The sequence below is a fragment of the Actinomadura sp. CNU-125 genome (assembly GCF_001942465.1).
In the GTDB taxonomy this organism is placed as follows: Bacteria; Actinomycetota; Actinomycetes; order Streptosporangiales; family Streptosporangiaceae; genus Spirillospora.
The window spans coordinates 43,824-62,744 of sequence record NZ_MKJY01000555.1; the positions used below are offsets into that span (position 1 = coordinate 43,824).

General features: G+C 70.6%; 20 protein-coding genes and 3 pseudogenes. 14 read left to right on the plus strand and 9 right to left on the minus strand.

Translation table 11 applies throughout. From position 1 onward, the window contains the following. Window positions 1-75: 75 nt before the first annotated feature. From BJF79_RS40675 to BJF79_RS40685, 3 genes are all read right to left on the minus strand, one after another. On the minus strand, window positions 76-582 hold the full coding sequence (locus BJF79_RS40675) for a hypothetical protein (RefSeq protein ID WP_075905411.1): 507 nt from the start codon (window positions 580-582) through the stop codon (window positions 76-78). A 123-nt stretch (window positions 583-705) separates the two neighbouring features. Beyond that, window positions 706-2,271 carry a protein kinase domain-containing protein gene (locus BJF79_RS57615; protein ID WP_262403330.1) on the minus strand — a complete coding sequence of 522 codons (1,566 nt, stop codon included), beginning with the start codon at window positions 2,269-2,271 and terminating at the stop codon, window positions 706-708. A 288-nt stretch (window positions 2,272-2,559) separates the two neighbouring features. Beyond that, entirely contained in the window at window positions 2,560-3,018 is a 459-nt protein-coding gene (locus BJF79_RS40685) for a MarR family winged helix-turn-helix transcriptional regulator (RefSeq protein WP_075905415.1), read from the minus strand. A 258-nt stretch (window positions 3,019-3,276) separates the two neighbouring features. Between BJF79_RS40685 and BJF79_RS40690 the strand changes: the two genes are divergently transcribed. Both BJF79_RS40690 and BJF79_RS40695 read left to right on the plus strand, forming a co-directional pair. Further along, window positions 3,277-4,338 carry an LLM class flavin-dependent oxidoreductase gene (locus BJF79_RS40690; RefSeq protein ID WP_075905417.1) on the plus strand — a complete coding sequence of 354 codons (1,062 nt, stop codon included), beginning with the start codon at window positions 3,277-3,279 and terminating at the stop codon, window positions 4,336-4,338. Then, window positions 4,335-4,973, plus strand: coding sequence for an NAD(P)H-dependent oxidoreductase (locus tag BJF79_RS40695; protein ID WP_075905419.1), 639 nt, complete (start codon window positions 4,335-4,337; stop codon window positions 4,971-4,973). Before BJF79_RS40690 ends, BJF79_RS40695 begins: the two co-directional genes overlap by 4 nt. On the opposite strand, the gene BJF79_RS40700 is transcribed toward BJF79_RS40695, so the two are convergent. Both BJF79_RS40700 and BJF79_RS40705 read right to left on the minus strand, forming a co-directional pair. Continuing rightward, window positions 4,951-5,613, minus strand: a complete 663-nt coding sequence (locus tag BJF79_RS40700; protein ID WP_075905421.1) for an NADPH-dependent F420 reductase — start codon at window positions 5,611-5,613, stop codon at window positions 4,951-4,953. The two genes, BJF79_RS40695 and BJF79_RS40700, sit on opposite strands and share 23 nt — an antisense overlap. Beyond that, window positions 5,610-6,461, minus strand: a complete 852-nt coding sequence (locus BJF79_RS40705; RefSeq protein ID WP_262403310.1) for a helix-turn-helix transcriptional regulator — start codon at window positions 6,459-6,461, stop codon at window positions 5,610-5,612. Before BJF79_RS40705 ends, BJF79_RS40700 begins: the two co-directional genes overlap by 4 nt. 215 nt (window positions 6,462-6,676) lie before the next feature. Here BJF79_RS40705 and BJF79_RS40710 point away from each other — a divergent pair, with 215 nt between their 5' ends. The 4 genes and pseudogenes from BJF79_RS40710 to BJF79_RS64025 form a co-directional block, all read left to right on the plus strand. Next, window positions 6,677-7,291 carry an SDR family NAD(P)-dependent oxidoreductase gene (locus BJF79_RS40710; protein ID WP_262403311.1) on the plus strand — a complete coding sequence of 205 codons (615 nt, stop codon included), beginning with the start codon at window positions 6,677-6,679 and terminating at the stop codon, window positions 7,289-7,291. A gap of 81 nt (window positions 7,292-7,372) precedes the next feature. Next, the gene (locus tag BJF79_RS40715) at window positions 7,373-7,765 is read left to right on the plus strand and encodes an ester cyclase (RefSeq protein ID WP_075905425.1); all 393 of its coding nucleotides are present in this window, start codon (window positions 7,373-7,375) and stop codon (window positions 7,763-7,765) included. A 106-nt stretch (window positions 7,766-7,871) separates the two neighbouring features. Further along, a complete protein-coding gene (locus tag BJF79_RS64020; RefSeq protein WP_262403312.1) occupies window positions 7,872-8,543 on the plus strand; it encodes an FAD-dependent oxidoreductase in 672 nt (223 codons plus the stop codon). After that, a pseudogene (locus BJF79_RS64025) lies at window positions 8,540-8,752 on the plus strand (NAD(P)/FAD-dependent oxidoreductase); the annotation flags it as partial. The gene BJF79_RS64020 and the pseudogene BJF79_RS64025, both read left to right, overlap by 4 nt. 56 nt (window positions 8,753-8,808) lie before the next feature. Here BJF79_RS64025 and BJF79_RS64030 read toward each other — a convergent pair. Next, window positions 8,809-9,036: a hypothetical protein gene (locus BJF79_RS64030; protein ID WP_262403333.1), complete on the minus strand. Its 228-nt coding sequence runs from the start codon at window positions 9,034-9,036 to the stop codon at window positions 8,809-8,811. A gap of 50 nt (window positions 9,037-9,086) precedes the next feature. Between BJF79_RS64030 and BJF79_RS64035 the strand changes: the two genes are divergently transcribed. From BJF79_RS64035 to BJF79_RS40740, 6 genes and pseudogenes are all read left to right on the plus strand, one after another. Further along, complete coding sequence (locus tag BJF79_RS64035) at window positions 9,087-9,254, plus strand: hypothetical protein (RefSeq protein ID WP_262403334.1); 168 nt, start codon at window positions 9,087-9,089, stop codon at window positions 9,252-9,254. A 112-nt stretch (window positions 9,255-9,366) separates the two neighbouring features. Continuing rightward, a complete protein-coding gene (locus BJF79_RS40725) occupies window positions 9,367-11,325 on the plus strand; it encodes an AAA family ATPase (protein ID WP_410050210.1) in 1,959 nt (652 codons plus the stop codon). 556 nt (window positions 11,326-11,881) lie between these two features. Further along, complete coding sequence (locus tag BJF79_RS67860; RefSeq protein WP_410050211.1) at window positions 11,882-12,121, plus strand: helix-turn-helix domain-containing protein; 240 nt, start codon at window positions 11,882-11,884, stop codon at window positions 12,119-12,121. A 134-nt stretch (window positions 12,122-12,255) separates the two neighbouring features. Further along, window positions 12,256-13,079: pseudogene (locus BJF79_RS40730) on the plus strand (alpha/beta fold hydrolase). Window positions 13,080-13,126: 47 nt separating this feature from the next. Beyond that, window positions 13,127-14,091 (plus strand): annotated as a pseudogene (locus BJF79_RS40735) (alpha/beta hydrolase). Between the two features lie 90 nt (window positions 14,092-14,181). Continuing rightward, window positions 14,182-14,574, plus strand: coding sequence for an ester cyclase (locus BJF79_RS40740; RefSeq protein WP_075905427.1), 393 nt, complete (start codon window positions 14,182-14,184; stop codon window positions 14,572-14,574). A gap of 66 nt (window positions 14,575-14,640) precedes the next feature. Here the strand turns inward: BJF79_RS40740 and BJF79_RS40745 are convergent, their stop codons facing one another. Beyond that, window positions 14,641-15,366, minus strand: a complete 726-nt coding sequence (locus tag BJF79_RS40745; protein ID WP_075905429.1) for an SDR family NAD(P)-dependent oxidoreductase — start codon at window positions 15,364-15,366, stop codon at window positions 14,641-14,643. 54 nt (window positions 15,367-15,420) lie between these two features. Further along, on the minus strand, window positions 15,421-15,831 hold the full coding sequence (locus BJF79_RS40750) for a RidA family protein (protein WP_075905431.1): 411 nt from the start codon (window positions 15,829-15,831) through the stop codon (window positions 15,421-15,423). Window positions 15,832-15,909: 78 nt separating this feature from the next. Between BJF79_RS40750 and BJF79_RS40755 the strand changes: the two genes are divergently transcribed. Together BJF79_RS40755 and BJF79_RS64040 are read left to right on the plus strand one after the other, a co-directional pair. Further along, window positions 15,910-16,308 (plus strand): winged helix-turn-helix transcriptional regulator, encoded by a 399-nt coding sequence (locus BJF79_RS40755; protein WP_075905433.1) that lies wholly within the window; start codon window positions 15,910-15,912, stop codon window positions 16,306-16,308. 1,141 nt (window positions 16,309-17,449) lie between these two features. After that, on the plus strand, window positions 17,450-17,572 hold the full coding sequence (locus tag BJF79_RS64040; protein WP_262403315.1) for a hypothetical protein: 123 nt from the start codon (window positions 17,450-17,452) through the stop codon (window positions 17,570-17,572). A gap of 524 nt (window positions 17,573-18,096) precedes the next feature. Here the strand turns inward: BJF79_RS64040 and BJF79_RS57620 are convergent. Continuing rightward, entirely contained in the window at window positions 18,097-18,813 is a 717-nt protein-coding gene (locus tag BJF79_RS57620; RefSeq protein WP_075905437.1) for a hypothetical protein, read from the minus strand. Window positions 18,814-18,921: the final 108 nt, after the last annotated feature.

The following is an 18,921-nucleotide window of genomic DNA, read 5'->3' on the forward strand; positions in this document are numbered from 1 at the left end:
CCCACGACACACAACCGGCACAACCCCCCGACCTCCACGTCCGTCGACCGCGCCCCGTCCCGTCCCGTCGACGGTTCAGTCGCGCCACACCACGACGGCCAGGTGATTCTCGGCGGCCACGGCGTAGAAATCGCGGAGCGCGTTGAAATGCGTGGTGATGTAAGGCCGCGGATCGCCAATGAAGTCGGCAAGGGCTCCGAGGATCGCGGCCTTCAATTTCCGAGGGTCCGATGGCAGCACAGAAAGAACATGACCCATGTCGATGTCACATAGCGCGGCCGCCAGCGTGAGAACGTCGGACGGCTCCAGAGCCTTGGGCTGCTCCCAAACCGAGTACGGGTGATCACGGTAAGCGGGATTGACCTCGTCATCTCCGCCGGTCGCCCGCCGCAGGGCGGGTACATTGCCGACACCGGCGCGCTCGCACACGCGGATCAGGGCGTCGTCCGCCCAGTCCAGATCAAGGTGCTCCGACGCCGGGACCAGCTCGAACGAGCACAGTCCGTCCAGCTCGGCGACCGAGCGCCGGCACTCGGAGAGCCGTCCGGGCGTGATCCGGGCAAGCTGCGTCGTAATCGCCACGCTCGAAGTCTCGCACCCTGCATCCGTTGGAACGATGCAATTCATTTCGGCCGCACCGCGGCATTCTCAAGGCCCGGTACCGGTCATCGCGCGATGGGCCGGTGCGGCCTTGGGGAGCGCCGGTCAGGAGCGTTGGAGGTTGGCGCTCTCGCTGGTTTCCATGTCCTCCCACGCAAGGCCCACGCCGCTCGGGGTGAGCAACTGCTCTCCGCCGAGCACGCACCCAGCCGTCTGGGTGAGCAGCCGGATCGGAATGAAGTGGATCTGCTTTTCGGCGGAGATCAGCATGGCCGTGGACTCGCAGGTCAGATCGCCGACGGTGGTGGTGATCTTGATGCTTTCGGTCCCGACGGCGCCGCCGCCGATGTCGAACCGCCTGCGCATCCCCTGCGTGGGGACGGTCGCGGTGAGCCCCAGGGCCGTCCCCGACCAGCTTCCGCGCAGTTCCGCCGGCACCGACTCGTGCTTGGCGCGGGCCAGGGTGCCCGACATGCCCTGCGCGGTCCAGTGGACATCGGCTTCGTTCAGGGTCATCGACTGGCTGGGCGGGACCTCGCACTGGCCGGGCGGAATGCTCCGGGTGAGGCGGGGGCGAAGGGACACCGAGGGAGAGGCCGACGTCATCGTGGCGGCGTATTCGCATATCTGGTTGGCGCCGGTCGTGCGGATCCGGGCGACGTCCGCGCCGAGTTCGCCTTGCACAAGGGTGACGCGGTGATGCCGCCACATGCCGCCCTCGCCCTCCTGGACCGACCCGTCCCACGTACCGACCATGTCCGCGGGCACGTCGCCCCGACCGGCGGCCCCGCCCCCGGCGCCGCCGCCCGAACCGGTGGCGTTCGTCCTGTCGCCGTCCAGGAGGGCGATGACCAGGCCGACCGCGACGGTGCCGACGGCGGCCGCGGCCCCGGCCGCCACCAGCGCCCGCGACGCGGGGCGGGCGACCGCGTGTTCGTCTCGGCGGCGGTGAGGTCGTCCCGGGCGGCAGTGCCGGCACCGTCGGCGGGGTCGCGCCGCCCCGGGTCCGGCGGGGGCCTCGGCGGTGTCCAGGGCGAGCAGTCCGGCGGCGTGGCGGCCCAGTTCGGCGAGGACCTCGGCCGGCAACCAGCGGTCGGGCACCGGCGGCAACGACTCGAGAATCTCGGCCGGGGTGGGACGCCGCTCGGGCTCCTTGGCCAGGCAGGACTCCGCGAGAGCACGCACCGGCCCGGACATGCCCTCCATATCCGGTGGCTCCTGCAAGACGCGGAAGAGCAGCGCGTGCAGTCCGTTCGCTCCCGAGCCGAACGGGCGGCGGCCGGTCGCCGCGTACACCAGCACCGAGCCGAGGCTGAAGACGTCGCAGGCCGCGGTGACGTCGGCACCGCGGACCTGCTCGGGCGCCATGAAGGGCGGCGAGCCGATCAGGGCCCCCGACCGGGTGGCGACGCTCGCGTCCACCGCGCGCACGATGCCGAAGTCGATCACTCGCGGCCCGTCGATCGTCACCAGCACATTGGACGGCTTGAGGTCGCGGTGGATCAGGTCGCAGGCGTGCACGGCCTGCAGCGCACGGGCGAGCCCGGCCGCCAGCGCGAGGACCGACGCCTCGGGCAGCGGGCCGTGCCGTTCCACCGTCTCTGCGAGCGTGGGACCGGGCACATAGCCGGTGGCGACCCAAGGGGCGGCGGACTCGGTGTCGGCGTCCAGGACGGGCGCCGTCCACTCGCCGCCGTCCGGCGCGCGGCCTCCACCTCGCGGCGGAACCTCCGGAGGAAGACCGGGTCACCGGCCAGCTCGGCATGCACCAGTTTGACGGCGACGGTCCGGCCGCCGCGGGAGCGCCCCAGGTAGACCCGGCCCATGCCGCCGGAACCGAGCCGCCCGAGCAGGCGGTAGCCGCCGACCTCCTCCGGGTCGCCGGGACTCAGAACCTCCACGCCCACCCTCCCTGCAGAAGATCGCGGATCACGTAACGGTGGGGCCGCCCCGGGCCGCTCAGGACGTGGCGGGGTCGTCTTCGGGGGCGAGCCGCGTCCAGACGGCGGCGAGGTTCCGCAGGTCGTCGTCGTCGAGGCGGTCGAAGAAGAGGCGGCGCAGGTCGTCGTACTGCTGCTTCCATGCCTTGCGCAGCAGCGCCCGCCCCTCACGGGTCAGGATCACCTCGAAGCCGCGACCGTCCTCGGCCGACCGCCGCCGCTCGATCAGCCCGCGCTTCTCCAGCCGGTCGGCGAGCCGGGTGAACCCGCCGGTCGACATCACCCGGCGCTCGGCCAGCTCGGACATCCGCATTCCGTCACGGCCGGCATCGCCGAGCAGGGCCAGGACGCTGTACTCGGCCATGCTCACGCCGAACGGCGCAAGACCGGCCTCGATCTCCCGCCAGATCCGATCATGCGCGTACAGGAACCCGCGCCAAGCCTGGTCTTCGAGCTCACTCAGCCGCACGGTCGCCATGCCGCGAACAATACCGCCCCCAGGGGCGACGAAGCCCGCGAAGCCTGACTGCGCAGGCAGCGGTACGGGCCGGCGCCCTCCCCTGTGCGGCCGACCGTCCGGCGGCGACGAGCCCGCGCGTCGCGGCGGCCGCTTCCCCCCATTCCCGGATTCTCCGCGGGTCGTCAGGCGGCGGCACGGCCCCGGCCGGAAATATTTGTCTGCGCAGACATGTTCTGGGACGGTGACCGCACCGCACGAGAGAGACGAGGACCAGAAATGACGTTCGAGATCGGAATCCTGACCTTCGGGGAGATCACCGCGGACCACGCCACCGGAGAGCTTCCGTCCCCGCGGCGCAGAATGCGGGAGACGATCGAAATGGCGCAGGTGGCCGAGCAGGTCGGCCTGGACGTGTTCGGCGTCGGAGAGCACCACCGCACCGACTTCGTCGCGTCCGCCCCGGCCATCGTGCTCGCCGCCGCCGCGCAGGCCACCGAGAAGATCAGGCTGACCAGCGGGGTCACCGTGCTCGGCTCGGAAGACCCGGTACGCGTGTGGGAGCAGTTCGCCACGATCGACCTGATCTCCGGCGGCCGCGCCGAGATCATCGCGGGGCGCGGCTCCTACACCGAGTCCTTCCCGCTGTTCGGGTACGACCTGAAGGACTACGCGGACCTCTTCCGCGAGAACCTCGACCTGCTGCTCAAGATCCGCGACCGGAACCCGCTCACCTGGTCGGGCCGCTTCCGCGCCCCGCTGCTCGACGCCGACATCGCGCCGCGCGCGGCCGGGGACACCCTCCCGATCTGGGTCGGCGTCGGCGGCTCGCCCGCCTCGGCCGTCGGCACCGGCCGGCTCGGCCTGCCCATGACGCTCGCCCTGCTGCTCGGGCCGATCACCTTCCACCGGGAGACCGTCGACCTCTACCGGTCCGCCGCGGCCGAGGCCGGGCACGACGCGGACGCGCTGCCGATCGCCCTCACCGCGCACGGCTACGTCGGCCGCACCGGCCGGCACGCCCGCGACACCATGTACCCCTACTTCGCCAAGGGCATGATGGACAACAACCACCGGCGCGGCCGCGGCTTCAAGATGCCCCGGGCCGCGTTCGACGCCCAGTCGTCCCCCGCCGCCGGGCTGCTGGTGGGCGGCCCGCAGGAGCTGATCGACAAGCTCATGCGCTACCGCGAGCTGTACGGGCTGAGCCGCGTGCTCGTCCACATCGGTTTCGGCGGGATGCCGCAGCGGGAGGTCCTGGAGGCGATCGAGCGTCTCGGCACCGAGGTGGCCCCCGTCGTCCGCCGCGAGACCGTCGCGACCCCGGAGGTGACGGCATGACCGGCGCTCTCGGCGCGGCCCCGCCGTCGGGCACCGCCGCGACCCCCCTCCGGGTCGTCGTCGTCAACGGCAGCCCGAGCGAGAAGTCCAAGACCATGGGGCTGGTCGACGTCGTCGTCGGCACCCTGCGCGACCTTCTCGCGGCGGAGGCCCTCACCGTCGAGGAGACCAGAATCGACGTCTACCGCCTGGGCCCCGGGTTCACCGGAGCCCTGGAACGCGACGGCGTCGCCCCCGACGTGGAGGCCGCCCTCCGCCGCGCGGAGGAGAGCGACCTGCTGATCGCGGCCACTCCGGTGTTCCGCGGGTCCTACACCGGGATGTTCAAGCACTTCTTCGATCTCGTCGACCAGTACGCCCTCGCCAACAAGCCCGTGTTCCTGGCCGCCACCGGCGGCGGCGACCACCACGCGCTCGTCCTGGAACACGCCCTGCGGCCCCTGTTCGGGTTCTTCCAGGCGCTGACCGTGCCCGTCGGCGTCTTCGCGTCGTCGGGCGACTTCGACGGGACGAACCTGCTCAACCCGCGCGTCCACGGACGCGTCGAGATGGCGCTCACCGACGTGGCCGACGTCCTGAAGGCCCGTGCCGGGACGAGGACGGACGCGCGGCTCAGCCTCGCACGGGGTAGGTGATGCGGCGCGCGTCGGCCAGGTTGGCGGCGAGTTGCTCGCGCGTCTGGTGGGCGTGCGACAGCCAGGCGGGCTGGCCCGGGCCGCTCCGCCAGGACTCGCTGAGCGGACTGTTGTCGACGGTGTCGAAGCCGAACTCGTCGTACAGGCGCGTGACGAGCTCCACCGCCTCGGGGTGGTCGCTGGAGACCGAGAGGGCGTGCCGGTCGGGGGTCCCCGGGGCACTGGCGGACAGGAAGAGGCGCGGCGCCTGGACGTGCGTGAACGCCTTGGCGACCTTCGAGGCGGGCAACTGCTCCTGCCGCAGTTCGTGCACGGTCTTCTCCCCCGAGTCGACCGCCGGGAAGTGGCCGTCGCGCCAGGGCATGTAGTTGTTGGTGTCGAGCACGATCTTGCCTGCGAGCTGCTCGACCGGCATGTCGTTGACCGGCTTGAGCGGGACGGCGACGATCACGAAGTCGCCCGCCTCGGCGGCGTCGGCCGCCGAGGCGGCACGGGCCGAGGGCCCGAGCTCGTCGACGAGGTCCGCCAGCGTCTCCGGTCCTCGCGAATTGGCGATGACCACCTGGTAACCGTGCGCGACGGCCGCGCGGGCGAGTTGTCCGCCCACCTCGCCCGCCCCGATGATGCCGATCGTGGTCACGCGTCGCTCCTCTGCGCGGAGATGATGCCGGCGAGTTCGAGCTTGGACTCGTCCTCGCTGCCCGGGACCGCCGTATAGGCGACGATCTTGAGGTCGGTGTCCCCGTCCGTCAGGACGTCGCAGTCGACGCTCACCTCCCCGACGACGGGGTGCCGGATGGTCTTGCGGTCCTCGGCGTGCCGGCCCACGGCGGCCTCGGCCCAGAACGCGGCGAACCGGGGGTTCCCGGCGACCCGGCCGGCCACCAGCTCGGTCACCCGCGGATCGTCGGGGAAGCGGGCCGCGGCCTGCCGCAGGTCGGCCACCAGGGCCCGGTCGGCGGCCTCGGCGTTGTCGGGGATCACCGGCCAGCTCGTCAGCCGGCCGCGGTCCGAGGCGACCGGAAACCGCAACCGCACCAGGTTGCGCTCCTCGACGCTGATCTTCGTGGGTTCCCCGAACAGCGCCGCCCACCTGGGGTTCCACCAGACCAGCGTCCAGTCCGCGGCGAAGACCGCGACCGGAGTGGAGTCGAGCAGGCGCAGCAGCCGCCGCATGCTCGGCGGAATGTCGTCGACGACCCGCCGGTCCTGCGGCGGCCCGAACCCGGCGAGCCGATGGAGGTGGTCTCGCTCGTCCCGGGAGAGCCGCAGGGCGCGCGCCAACGAGCCGACGACCTGCTCGGAGGGGCTGACGGCCCGGCCCTGCTCCAGCCGCACGACGTAGTCGACGGAAAGACCGGCCAGCTCGGCGAGCTCCTCACGCCGCAGGCCCGGCGATCGACGCGCCCTGTCCATCGGCAGTCCGACGGTTTCCGGCGAGAGCCGGTCCCGCCATGCCCGAAGCGTCGCGCCCAGCTTGGTTGTCAACGGCATATCCACTGCTCACCACTGCATCTTAAGCAGCCCCGCGTCCGTCCCCATTCCCGCTCGGGTGGTACCGGTGGTCCTACCGAGAACCGTTCCCTGGCTGATTCCAGCGGCTTGGTCAAAGCTCGGGGCATGTCCAAAACCACATTCATTACCGGCGCCAATAAGGGCCTCGGTTTCGAGGCGCCCGCCGCCTCACCGAACTCGGCCACACCGTGCTCCTCGGTGCCCGCGACGCCGATCGCGGACGCCGCGCGGCGGCGGAGCTCGGCGCCCGCTTCGTCCAGATCGATGTCACCGACGACGCCTCGGTCGCGGCGGCGGCCGCCGACGTCGCGTCCGCCGAGGGCCGGATCGACGTCCTGATCAACAACGCCGGGATCACCGGCGGCGCCGCGTCCGCCGAGGAGCTGACCGGCGCGGAGGCCGCACTGGTGCTCGACACCAACGCGGCCGGCGTCGTGCGGGTCACCACGGCCTTCCTGCCGCTCCTGCGCGCCTCCGGCGCTCCGGCCGTCGTGAACGTCACCAGCGGCCTCGGGTCCGTCGCGCTCACCCGCGACCCCGAACGGATCGAGTCGAAGGTGATCGCCCCCGCCTACGCGGCGTCCAAGGCGGCCGTCACGATGCTGACCACGCAGTACGCGAAGGCGTTCGGCGACGTCCGGTTCAACGCCGTCGATCCCGGCTACACCGCGACCGACCTCAACGGCCGCACCGGCACCCAGACCGTGACCGAGGGAACCGACGCGATCGTGACCCTGGCCACCGAGGGCCCCGACGCCGGAACCGGTCGGATCATCGACCGCTACGGCCCCCTCACGTGGTGAAGCGGAGCCCGCGACACAAGGCTCCCTCTCCACTTTCCATCGAATTCCGCACACAAATTGACGACCCAGAAGGAGAAACCGATGACCGACTCCGGCCTTAAGGATTGGTACCTGCGCTACGTGGCGGCGCTCAACGCCCACGAGTTCGACGGCATGGACGAGTTCATCGCCGACGAAGTCGTGCTGAACGGCGAACCGGGCACCCGCGACGACGTCATCGCCGTCCAGAAGCATGACGTCGACGCCGTTCCGGACCTCCGCTGGGAGGTCAAGCAACTGCTGTTCGACCGGGACCGGATCGCCGTGCACGCCGTCAACACCGGCACCCCGGTGAAGGAGTGGCTCGGCGTTCCTCCCTCCGGCGCCTCCTTCGAGATCACGGAGTACGCCATCTACAAGGTCCGGGACGGCCGCTTCGTGCAGATGACGGCACTGCACGACTCGTCCGACCTGCTGCGGCAGCTGGCCGCATGACCCCGTCCGGTGTCGGCGCGGCGTACCGGGATCCCCCGGTACGCCGCGCAACCGTCTGCGGGCGCGCGGGGTTGCGATATGCGGCGTTGTGGTGTGCGGTCGGTGTGTGACTGAAGAGACATTTGATGTTGTGGTCATCGGTGGTGGCCCGGTCGGGGAGAACGCGGCCGCGCGCGCGGTTCGCGGCGGGCTGAGCGTGGCTCTGGTGGAGCACGAGCGGTTCGGCGGCGAGTGCTCGTACTGGGCGTGCATGCCGAGCAAGGCCCTGCTGCGGCCGGGCAACGCGCTGGCCGCGGCCCGCAGGGTGCCCGGGGTTCCGGTCGGTGATCGCCTCGACCCCGGCCCGGTCTTCCGGCGGCGCGACTCGTTCGCCGCGGACTGGGACGACGGCGGGCAGGAGCGGTGGGTCCGGGAAACCGGGATCCAGCCGGTGCGCGGCCACGGCAGGCTCACCGGGGAACGGGAGGTCACGGTCGGCGACCGGGTGCTGCGCGCCGGGCACGCCGTCGTGGTGTGCACCGGCAGCGTGGCCAGGCTGCCCGACCTGCCGGGCCTGCCGGACGCGCGCGTCTGGACGTCGCGGGAAGCGACGTCGGCGAGCACGGTGCCCGGCCGACTGGCCGTCCTCGGCGGGGGCGTGGTCGGGGTGGAGATGGCCCAGGCGTGGGCCCGGCTCGGCTCCCGCGTCGAGCTGATCATCCGCGGCGACCGCCCGCTGCCCGCGTTCCCCGGGTTCGCCGGGGACGCGTCGCCGACGGGCTGGAGGCCGACGGGGTGACCGTCCTGCGGGGAGCGGACGCCACGCGGGTCTCGCGCGTCGACGGTGAGGTGCGGATCGCCCTCGCGGACGGGCGGAACGTGGTAGCCGACGAGCTGCTGGTGGCCACCGGGCGCAGGCCCGCCACCGGCGAACTCGGGATGGAGACGCTCGGGCTGACCCCCGGCGATCGTCTCGACGTGGACGATTCCGGACTGGTGAACGCCGTCCCCGGCGGCTGGCTCTACGCGGCGGGCGACGTCACCGGACGCGCGCCGCTGACCCATCAGGGCAAGTACGCCGCCCGGGTCGTCGGCGACGTGATCGCCGCCCGCGCGGCGGGCACCGACGTCGCGGCGGGGCCGTGGACCGCGTATGCGGCCACCGCCGACCACCACGCCGTGCCGCAGGTGGTGTTCACCGATCCCGAGGTGGCCGCCGTCGGGGTCACCGGCGCCCGGCGGAGCACCGGGAGGTGGAGATCGACCTGGCCGTCGCGGGCTCGGCGCTGCACGCCGACGGCTACACCGGCCGGGTACGGATCGTGGTGGACGCGACCGCGACGTGCTGGTCGGCGCGACGTTCGTCGGGCAGGACGTCGCCGAGATGGTGCACGCCGCCACGGTCGCCATCGTCGGCGAAGTCCCGCTGCGGCGCCTCTGGCACGCCGTGCCGGTCTTCCCCTCGATGAACGAGGTGTGGCTGCGGCTGCTCGAAGAACTCGGGCTCTGACCGGCCGCCCGCCGGTGGGATACCTTCTGGCTGACCGCGTTGCCGGCCGTTCGGCCGCTTCACGCGCCAGGAGGGCGACACAGCGGATGCGAGGGCGGGAGCGGTGCTAGGCGTGGGCTTGGACCCCATCGGGCTGGTCGGCCGGGACCACGAGCTCGCCGAGCTGGCGACGTTCCTGGACAAGGCCGCGACGGACGGGGCCACCGTCCTGCTCACCGGTGAGCCGGGCGTGGGGAAGACGGCGCTCCTCGACGCGACCGCGAGAAGTGGCGGTCGCGAAGGGGCTCCGGGTCGTCCGCGGGAGCGGCGTCGAGTACGAGACCGACATCGGCTTCGCCGGACTCCACCAGCTCGTCGCCTCGCTGTCGCACGAACTCGATCGTCTGCCGGGTTCCATGCGGGAAGCGCTCGAAGTCGCACTCGGCCTCGGCACCGGTCCCGCGCCGCGGCCGATCGCCGTCATGAACGCGGCGCTGTCGCTGTTCGACGAGGTCGCGAAGGAGCAGCCGCTCCTCCTCGTGGTCGACGACCTCCATGTCGTCGACCACGCGAGCCGGTCCGCGGTGGGCTTCGTCGCCAGAAGGCTGGGCGGCCGCCGCATCGGGGTGCTCGCCGCCCGGCGGCCGGAGTCCGGGGAACCGTTCCCGGCCACCGGCCTGACCGAGGTCGAGGTCACGCCGCTCAACGACGCGGACGCACGGCGGCTGCTGTCCCGGCGCTTCGCCCACCTCCCCGGCCGCGTCCTTTCCACCGTGGCGCGGGAAGCGCAGGGAAATCCCCTCGCCCTGCTGGAGTTCGCCGGCTCCACCAGCGTGTCCGGCGACCGGGACGGCAACGACGCGGGGTGGGCGAGCGGCCCGGGACGAGACGTCCGTGCCCTGTACGGCGCCCGCGTCGAACGGCTGCCCCGGCGAACGCGCGAGTTGCTGCTCCTCGCGGCTCTCGAAGGCTCCGGCGACATCGGCGTCCTCGAAGCGGCCGGTGGACCGGACGGGCTGGAGGGGCTCGCCCCGGCCGAGCGCGACCACCTGGTCATGGTGGCCGAGAGCGGCCGCACCGTCCGCTTCCGGCACCCGCTGGTCCGGTCCGCGGTGGTCGACGGCTCCACCGGCGAGCAGCGGCGCAGCGCCCACCGCCGGCTCGCCGACGCGCTGGCGGACCAGCCCGAACGTCGCGGCGATCACCTCGCGAGAGCCACGACGACGCCCGACGAGGCGGTCGCCGCCGTGATCGAGTCGGCGTCCGAAAGGAGCCTGCGGCGCGGCGACGCCGACGGCGCGGTCACCAGGCTGCGGCGCGCCGCCGAACTGAGTCCCGACCGGACGGACCGAAGGCGCCGCCAGTCGCGGGCCGCGTACATCGCCGCGTGGGTCGCGGGCCACCTCGACGTCTCGTACGAGATCATGCGCGAGGTGCGGGGCGATCCGGCCGCCCGGTCGCTCTCGGCGGCCGCGGCCTCCGGCTTCCTGGTGCTCGTCACGGAGGGGGACGCCGACACTGCCCACACGCTCCTGATGGAGGCCATCGAACAGGCCCCGGCCGACCCGCCGCACGACGACCTGGAGACCGCTCTTTTCACCCTCACGCTCGCCGGCACGTTCTCGGGACGGCAGGAGCACTGGCGGCCGCTGATGAACGTGCTCGCCCGGCTCCCCGAAGCATCGCCCTCCGCCGCGGCGTCCCTGGGGCGCATCCACCACGACATCGGTTCCGTCACCGACGACACGCTGCGCCGCCTGGACGAGGAGATCTCGCGGCTGAAAGACCAGACCGACGCCGACGTGGTCATCCGCACCGCCCTCGTGGCCGAGTACTTCGACCGGCTTCCGGGCTGCCGCGACGCCGTGCTGCGGGTCATCCGCGACGGCGGAGCGGTCGGGGCGAGCATGCCGGGCCTGATCTTCGTCGCCGTCGACCACATGTACGCCGGCCGGTGGCGGGCGTCGGCCGACGCCGCGGCCGAACTCATCGCGCTGTGCGAGGACACGGGATACCTCTTGTTCGCCCAGGTGGGGCACTACTTCGCCGCGATGGCCGCGGCGCAGCACGGCGACCTCGACCGGTGCCATGAGCACTGCCGGAGCATCTGGGACTGGTCGGGGCCCAGGCGCCTGCGGCGGCTGGTGAACCACGCCCACCAGGCCGCGGCCCGCGCGGCCGTCGGCGCCGCCGACTTCGAGACGGCCTACCGGCACGCCACGTCGATCTGCGACCCCGGTGTGCTGCCGCCCTTCAACCCCGATGTCGAACTGTCCGCACCCGACCTCGTCGAAGCCGCCCTGCGGACCGGACGGCACGCCGAAGCCCGACGGCACGCGGAAGCGATCCGCGACGCCGGCATCGGCCACCTGTCGTCCCGGTTCGCCCTCACGGTGGCCACGGTCACGGCCATGACATCGGCTCCCGAAGACATGGCCCGGCGCTACGAGGAGGCCCTCGGCCTGCCCGGCGCCGAACAATGGCCCTTCGAGGTCGGCCGCGTCCGGCTGGCGTACGGCGAGGCGCTGCGCCGTCAAGGACTCAACCACGAATCCCGGACGCAGCTGACCGCCGCCCGCAAGCGCTTCGAGGAACTCGGCGCCCGCCCGTGGGAGGCCCGGGCGGCGGCGGAACTCCGGGCCACCGGAATGACGCGGACGGCCCGGGGCAAGGCGGGGGAAGCCCTCACCCCGCAGGAGCTGGAGGTCGCCGGGCTGGCGGCGTCCGGATTGTCGAACCCGCAGATCGCGTCGCGTCTGTTCCTGTCGCCGCGGACGGTGTCGTCCCACCTCTACCGCGCGTTCCCGAAGCTGGGCATCACCTCGCGCACCGAACTCCGCGACGCCCTGGAGGCGTTGCCGTCCGAGCCGCCGACCGCCGAGGCGTGACGGCAGTACCGACGTAAGCGCCCCGTCCGCCGGATGTCAGTCGGCTGACGGAGGCTGTCGGCACGGTGGCCGAGCCAACCTTGTGGAGACAGCGAAGCCGTCCGGCACTCGGACGGGACCACAAGGAGCAGACCATGCCGTTCGTCACCACCGGCGACGGAACCGACATCTTCTACAAGGACTGGGGCTCGGGCCGGCCGTCATGTTCCACCACGGCTGGCCGCTGAGCTCCGACGACTGGGACCCCCAGTTGCTGTTCCTCGTCCGGCGGGGCTACCGCGTCATCGCCCACGACCGCCGGGGGCACGGACGCTCCGCCCAGGTCGGCCACGGGCACGACATGGACCACTACTCGGCGGACGCCGCCGCCGTGGTGGCGCACCTCGGCCTGCGCGACGTCGTCCACGTAGGCCACTCCACCGGTGGCGGAGAGGTCGCCCGGTACGTCGCCGGACACGGTGCCGGACGAGTCGCCAAGGCCGTCCTCATCGGTGCGGTCCCACCGCTCCTGGTACGAACCGAATCGAACCCGGCAGGGGTACCGGTCGAGGTCTTCGACGGCTTCCGCGAAGCCGTGGCCACCGACCGCTCCCAGTTCTACCTCGACATCGCCTCCGGTCCGTTCTACGGGTTCAACCGGCCGGGCGCCGACACGTCCCAGGGCGTCATCTGGAACTGGTGGCGCCAGGGGATGGCCGGTGCCGCACAGGCGCACTACGAGGGGATCAAGGCGTTCTCGGAGACCGACTTCACCGACGACCTCCGGGCGATCGACGTGCCCACGCTGATCATGCACGGCGACGACGACCAGATCGTCCCGATCGCCTGCTCCGCCGAGGCGGCGGTCACGTTCGTCGAGAACGCGAGCCTGAAGGTCTACCCGGGGCTGTCGCACGGCATGGGCACCGTGAACGCCGCGACCATCAACGCCGACCTCCTCGACTTCATCGAGAACTGAAACCGCGACACCGACCCGTCACACCGAACCGTTCAAGGAGTCTCGTCATGTCCGAACACACGCCGACCCCCGTTCTGGAAACCGCCGCCGCCGAGTTCGCCGCGGCCACCGCCGACCCGCCCTACCTGTCCGATCTGGGCCCCGTCGAGGGCCGCAAGACGGTCGACGAGGTGCAGTCCGCCGAGATCGCCGAGCCGCGGATCGACGAGGAGTGGATCACCGTGTCCGGCGGCCCGACCGGAAGCGTCCGGGCCCGCATCGTCCGTCCGGCGGGCGCCACCGGAACCCTGCCCGTCATCCTCTACATCCACGGCGCCGGCTGGGTGTTCGGCAACGCCCACACCCACGACCGCCTGGTCCGCGAACTCGCCGCCGGCGTGAACGCCGCCGTCGTCTTCCCCGAGTACGACCTGTCGCCCGAAGCCCGCTACCCCATCGCCATCGAACAGAACTACGCCGTCGCCCAGTGGATCGTCCGCGAAGGCCCGAACAACAACCTGGACGCCTCGCGCATCGCGGTCGCGGGCGACTCCGTGGGCGGCAACATGAGCGCCGCACTGACCCTGATGGCCAAGGAACGCGGCGACGTCCCGCTCGTCCAGCAGGTGCTGTTCTACCCGGTCACCGACGCGAGCTTCGACACCGGCTCCTACCACCGGTTCGCCGAGGGGTACTTCTTGCGCCGCGACGGCATGCAGTGGTTCTGGGACCAGTACACCACCGACCCCGCACAACGGGCCGAGATCACCGCGTCCCCGCTGCGCGCCACCACCGACCAGCTCACCGGCCTGCCCCCGGCCCTGATCATCACCGCCGAAGCCGACGTCCTGCGCGACGAGGGCGAGCGTACGCCGCCAAGCTCCGCGCGGCCGGCGTCCCCGTGACCGCCACCCGCTACCAGGGCATCATCCACGACTTCGTCATGCTCAACGCCCTCCGCGGCACCCAGGCGGCCGAAGCCGCCATCACCCAGGCCACCGCCACGCTCCGCTCGGCCCTGCACACCGCCTGAACCCACAGCACCGGGCGGCCGAGCCCTCCACGGGCGAGTCTCACGACGGCCGTCCGACCCCATCCCGAATTCACCGAAAGGCAGATCATCATGTCCGAGACCGACCTGCGCGACTTCTACCAGAGCTACGTCGACGCGCTCAACGCGCGAGAGTTCGACCGCATGGACGAGTTCGTCCACGAGTCCATCGTCATGCACAGCGAGCCGAGCTCCCGCGAGGCCCTCCTCGCGCAGCTGAACAGCATCGTCGACGCGGTCCCCGACTTCCACTGGGAGATCCAGGAGCTCGCCATCAACGGCGACAGCATCGCCGTCCGCGCGATCAACACCGGCACTCCCACCAAGGAATGGCTCGGAGTCGCTCCCAACGGCAAGCCGATCGAGATCGTCGAGTACGCCATCTACCGGGTCCACGACGGGAAGTTCCTGCACATGTCGGCCGTCCACGACGCCGAGACCCTGCGCGAGCAGCTCACGAGCTGACGCAGGCAGGTGCCCCGGCCGTCTCGGCCGGGGCACCCTCGGCTGTGAACATCAGCCGCAAGGAACTCACTCGACCCTGAACTTGTCGGCGAGCCCGTACTCGTCCCCCTCGGGCAGGTCGTAGTGGAAGACCTCGGCGGCGTCGCGCTCGACGTGGGCCTTCCAATACAGGTCGGCGATCACGTCCGCCTCCGAGTCCGGACGACCACTGCCGATCCTCGCGCCCAACGCGACGTGCGCGACGTGCACTCCCTGATCGGCGACGGACTCGTTCAGCGCGAGGAGCCAGTTGCGCATGGCGGCGTTCGCGACGTTCGCACTGGCGACCTGCGGGACGACCATCGGCCCCGATCCGGCACCGCTCGTACCGATGATGGTCCCGGCACCACGCTCGATCATGCCGGGAAGCACCTGGCGAACAGCGGCGATCGCACCGAAGAAGCCGGTCTCCATCTGCGGCAGAACCGCCTCGACGGTGAGATCGACCGCGGACACGAGCGGCCGATCCGCCAGGTCCGCCAACGTCGGGGCAGGCGAGTACTCCAGGACATCGATGGATCCAAAATACTCCTCCGCCGCCGCCAGCGCCCTTTCGAGATTCGGACGATCGCTGACATCGGCCGCGAAAGCCGCAGCGGTCACCCCCACGCTCCGGAACTTCTCGACCATGGCCGCGAGTTGCGCTTCACGTCGCGCCAAAAGCGCCACGTTGAAACCGCCCTTCTCAGCGAACTTCGCACCAACGGCGAACCCGAGCTGCGGCCCAGCCCCCACAATAGCAATAGTTGACACAACCAATCCTCCAACACCAAGTCGGACAACATCGCATGACCCATGTGCGCCAAATCACTCAAGCAGTGCGGTTGCCTCGACCTCGACGAGCACATCCGGCTCAAAGAGATAGTCGACACCGATGAGGCTCGCCGGCGGCATGGGAATCCGGAGGCCGATCTCCTCGGCGACGGCCTCGACCCCGGCCATGAAGTCTCCGATCTTCTCCGGACTCCACCGGGTCACGTAGAACGTCAGGCGCAGCACGTCCGCGAACGACGCGCCCGCCCCCTCCAGGCCGAGGGCGGTGTTCCGCAGCGCCTGTGCGACCTGCCCGGCGAGATCGCCGGGCGCCACCGGAGTTCCGTCGGCCAGCCGGGCGACCTGCCCGCTGACATGCACCTGAGTCGTCCCCTTGCCCACGGCCACGTGGTGGTAAGGGGTGGGCTGCAACATGCCTTCCGGCGTGAAGTGCTGGACACTCATAACCGTTCCCCTTCTCAAAGCAGGTATCCATAAGATATCTACTCCGAGAAGGGCACTTCAACGAGACCAGGTTTCACCATGGATACCGACGGCCGACTCCGCATCGACGCCCCGCACCGCGAACTCCTCGATCAAGTGCTCGACAAGTGGTCCCTCGCCATACTCAACGAGCTCTGCGAACGCCCCTGCCGCTTCAACGAGCTCCGCCGAGCCATTCCCGCGGTCACGCAGAAGTCGCTGACCGCCACTCTTCGCAGACTTGAGCGCAACGGCGTGGTCGAACGCGAGGTCGTCTCCACACGTCCGGTGGCGGTCATGTACCGCATCACGCCACTCGGCAAGACCCTGCGCCACCCCATCGACGTACTACTGGCATGGGCCTCAGAGCACATACCCGCAATAGAACGAGCCCGCGAAGCCTTCGACACCCAAGAACAGGGGCCCGATTCTGGAATGCCAATCGCGCAAGGCCTGTAAGAGCACGTCTACGATCACACCCATCGCGCCGGGCCCCGCCCCGCTCGATCGGCCTCAACGCTGCGCGTAGATCCCCGTGACCGCCCCTGCGACCATCACCCGTCCCGTCCGCAACCGAACCTGACAACCGGCCAGGCGGGTGCTCTCGCGCCCCCATGGCAAGCGCACGCTCAACTATTTCCATCGAAAAGTCCTGCCGGTGGCGGGAAGCACCCCTCCTTGACACGCGAGTAGTCGCGGGCCTCGGCCACCAACCCGTCAGCGTCGAAACGCAGCAGCGTGCAGCCGGAGATGGTGAGCGGCCGGTCATTCGGGTAGGTCACCGCCCAGTACTCCACGGCCGCCAGGGAACCGTCGACCCGGGGTTCGCCGAACCAGACCTCCGCCGAACGAGTTTCCTCATCAAAGCATCCAGCGATCGACCAACGCTGACCGTGCGATCGCGGACGCTCCAGACGCGCTCGTTCCGATGTAATCGCCCGGTGGCCTCGCGTCGCCGGAAACGAACAAGACCCAGCGTTCGGGATCACGTCCCGGACCTGGGCCTTCGTTATGCGAGCGGGTGACGGGAATCGAACCCGCGCTGTCAGCCTGGGAAGCGAACCGATCACGCCCGTCACTGGGGCCAACCTGCCCATACGCCTACCCGTAAGTGACCGCTCGTACCCCTTGATCACCCTGCCTAATCGCCCGCTAATCGCCCGCCCGCCTACCTGCTAGCCAGCGGAGGCCGCCTCGGCGCCGCATGGAACGGAGCGACGGCCCTTGGTGGTAGCGCACCAAGGGCCGTCTAGAACCCGAATCCCCTGCTAGAGACCGAGTCAGCGTCGACCATACGCTCACGTAGGCACCCAAGGGAGTCCCCCACTCGCTGTCAAGCGTTCGACGTTCTCGGGCCGAGCATTAGCTCACCTTATGGTCACCATCGGCGAGACTCGCTTGTCCTTATGGTACATCTGCGCAAGCCTCATGCACATGGCGGCTGCGGGACCGACTCGCCATACGACATAGGTCCCTTGGTTGTAGCGAACCAAAGCCGTCTCTTACCGAGTCCCCTGCTGGAGGCTGAACCTGTATGGACCTGCGCTCAATCTTGTGTGGCGCGCAGCCACCCGATAACACGCCAGTCAGCACGAACATCGTGCTGATCGTGTTCCTGCTGATCGTGGTCGCATTTGCGACCTACCGGGATCCAAAACTCGCAACCGCGATCGGTGCCGCGTGCGCGGTGGGCGCGTTGCTCATCGTACTGCTGATCACTTAAGGCTGCCGCTGGCCTGCGTATTTACTGCTCTCTCACCCCTTAACCACCTTCGCCGTACACAGACGCGGCAACCGGTCCGGAGGGCACGTTCGCGCGACGGCGAGAACCCGGCAAGGGCTGTTCGCGCGAACGTGTCCTCCGGTGTCCAGGAGGGGTCTGGGGAACCACGGGGTTCCCCAGAAGCGCACGCTCAACCGGCCCTCGCAGAGGGCCTACACATGTGACTGATCGTTCGTCTGGCGCGGCGTGGGCGCATCTCTGATCCGGCTTGCTGGCGTCCCGGGGGGCTTCCCGCTGTCGGGCGGGCGGCCGCGCACGGCGGCGCGAGACGGGACCGGACGGAACAGGCCGCATGCCCGGCTCGCAGACGCGCGGCCGCCCGGCGTCCCGCGTCAGCGAGGCGCCCTTGAAGACGTAAAGAAAGTTCTCATCGGGCCTGCGGTGCCTGCGCGTCCCATCGTGCTGGCTCGGGGTCTAGCTGGCCTGTTGGCTCTCGTAGCGCTGGCGCCATGCTGAGCAGCGTTCTACGTAGGCGGGTAGCTCGTGGGCCTCGAACTCCTCGGCGGACCAGTCGTCGTCTCCGACCTCCGCACCGGGGTTGCATGCGTAGGTCCAGCCGTGGCGGCCGTCGGTGACGTCCACTCGGACGACGCCCACATGTAGCTGCGGTGCGCCGAGTCCACGCCTCGGTCGGCGAGGTAACCCGCAATGGTCTTGTCGGTCAACCACGGGATGCTCGCGCGTAGGTGGTCGGCGCATTCGGCGGCGGACGTGCCGTTCTTGATCGCTCGGTGAACCTGAGCGAAGACGAGTTGCGTGTAGAGGGCGAGTCGTACGCAGGCCGTCAGAATCTTGTCCTCGGGCAGAAGAAAGAGCGGCCATGCCTGGGCGAGACCTTCGAGCATCACCTGTTGGGGCGCGTGGACGCTGAGGAGTCGGACCCACGGGACGTCTTCGGCCTCGGCCTGAGCGGTCAGGCTCGCGCTCTGGAGGCCGTGACCTAGAACCTCGTGGAGGGCGAACTGTCGCGCGCCGGTCTGGGTGAACTCGGCGTTGGGGAGATTGAGCCGTAGCCGGACGTCGTAGCCGGCCCCGTCCAGCCAATACGCCCAGTAGGCGTCTACCTCGGCGGTCTCGATCGTGAGCGTGTAGGGGGCGGTGCTGCCGGTGGCTTCACGGACGAGCGGCTCTAGATCCTCGGCGGCCTGGCGGATGGCGTCGGGCGCCTCGCTGGCGTCCATGAGTCCTTCGGCCTGGCGCAGCTCGGCCTTGGCCCTATCACCCCATGTGATGCCGAGATCGGCGAGTGCGGCGCGGGCCTGGTCGGCGCGCTCGGTGACGTAGTCCGT

Excerpts from the sequence above, each read along its gene's own strand:
- BJF79_RS40685 (WP_075905415.1), bottom strand. The coding sequence starts at position 3,018 with ATGGCGACCGTGCGGCTGAGTGAGCTCGAAGACCAGGCTTGGCGCGGG.
- BJF79_RS40690 (WP_075905417.1), top strand. The coding sequence starts at position 3,277 with ATGACGTTCGAGATCGGAATCCTGACCTTCGGGGAGATCACCGCGGAC.
- BJF79_RS40695 (WP_075905419.1), top strand. The coding sequence starts at position 4,335 with ATGACCGGCGCTCTCGGCGCGGCCCCGCCGTCGGGCACCGCCGCGACC.
- BJF79_RS40715 (WP_075905425.1), top strand. The coding sequence starts at position 7,373 with ATGACCGACTCCGGCCTTAAGGATTGGTACCTGCGCTACGTGGCGGCG.
- BJF79_RS67860 (WP_410050211.1), top strand. The coding sequence starts at position 11,882 with ATGACGCGGACGGCCCGGGGCAAGGCGGGGGAAGCCCTCACCCCGCAG.
- BJF79_RS40740 (WP_075905427.1), top strand. The coding sequence starts at position 14,182 with ATGTCCGAGACCGACCTGCGCGACTTCTACCAGAGCTACGTCGACGCG.
- BJF79_RS40750 (WP_075905431.1), bottom strand. The coding sequence starts at position 15,831 with ATGAGTGTCCAGCACTTCACGCCGGAAGGCATGTTGCAGCCCACCCCT.
- BJF79_RS40755 (WP_075905433.1), top strand. The coding sequence starts at position 15,910 with ATGGATACCGACGGCCGACTCCGCATCGACGCCCCGCACCGCGAACTC.
- BJF79_RS57620 (WP_075905437.1), bottom strand. The coding sequence starts at position 18,813 with ATGGACGCCAGCGAGGCGCCCGACGCCATCCGCCAGGCCGCCGAGGAT.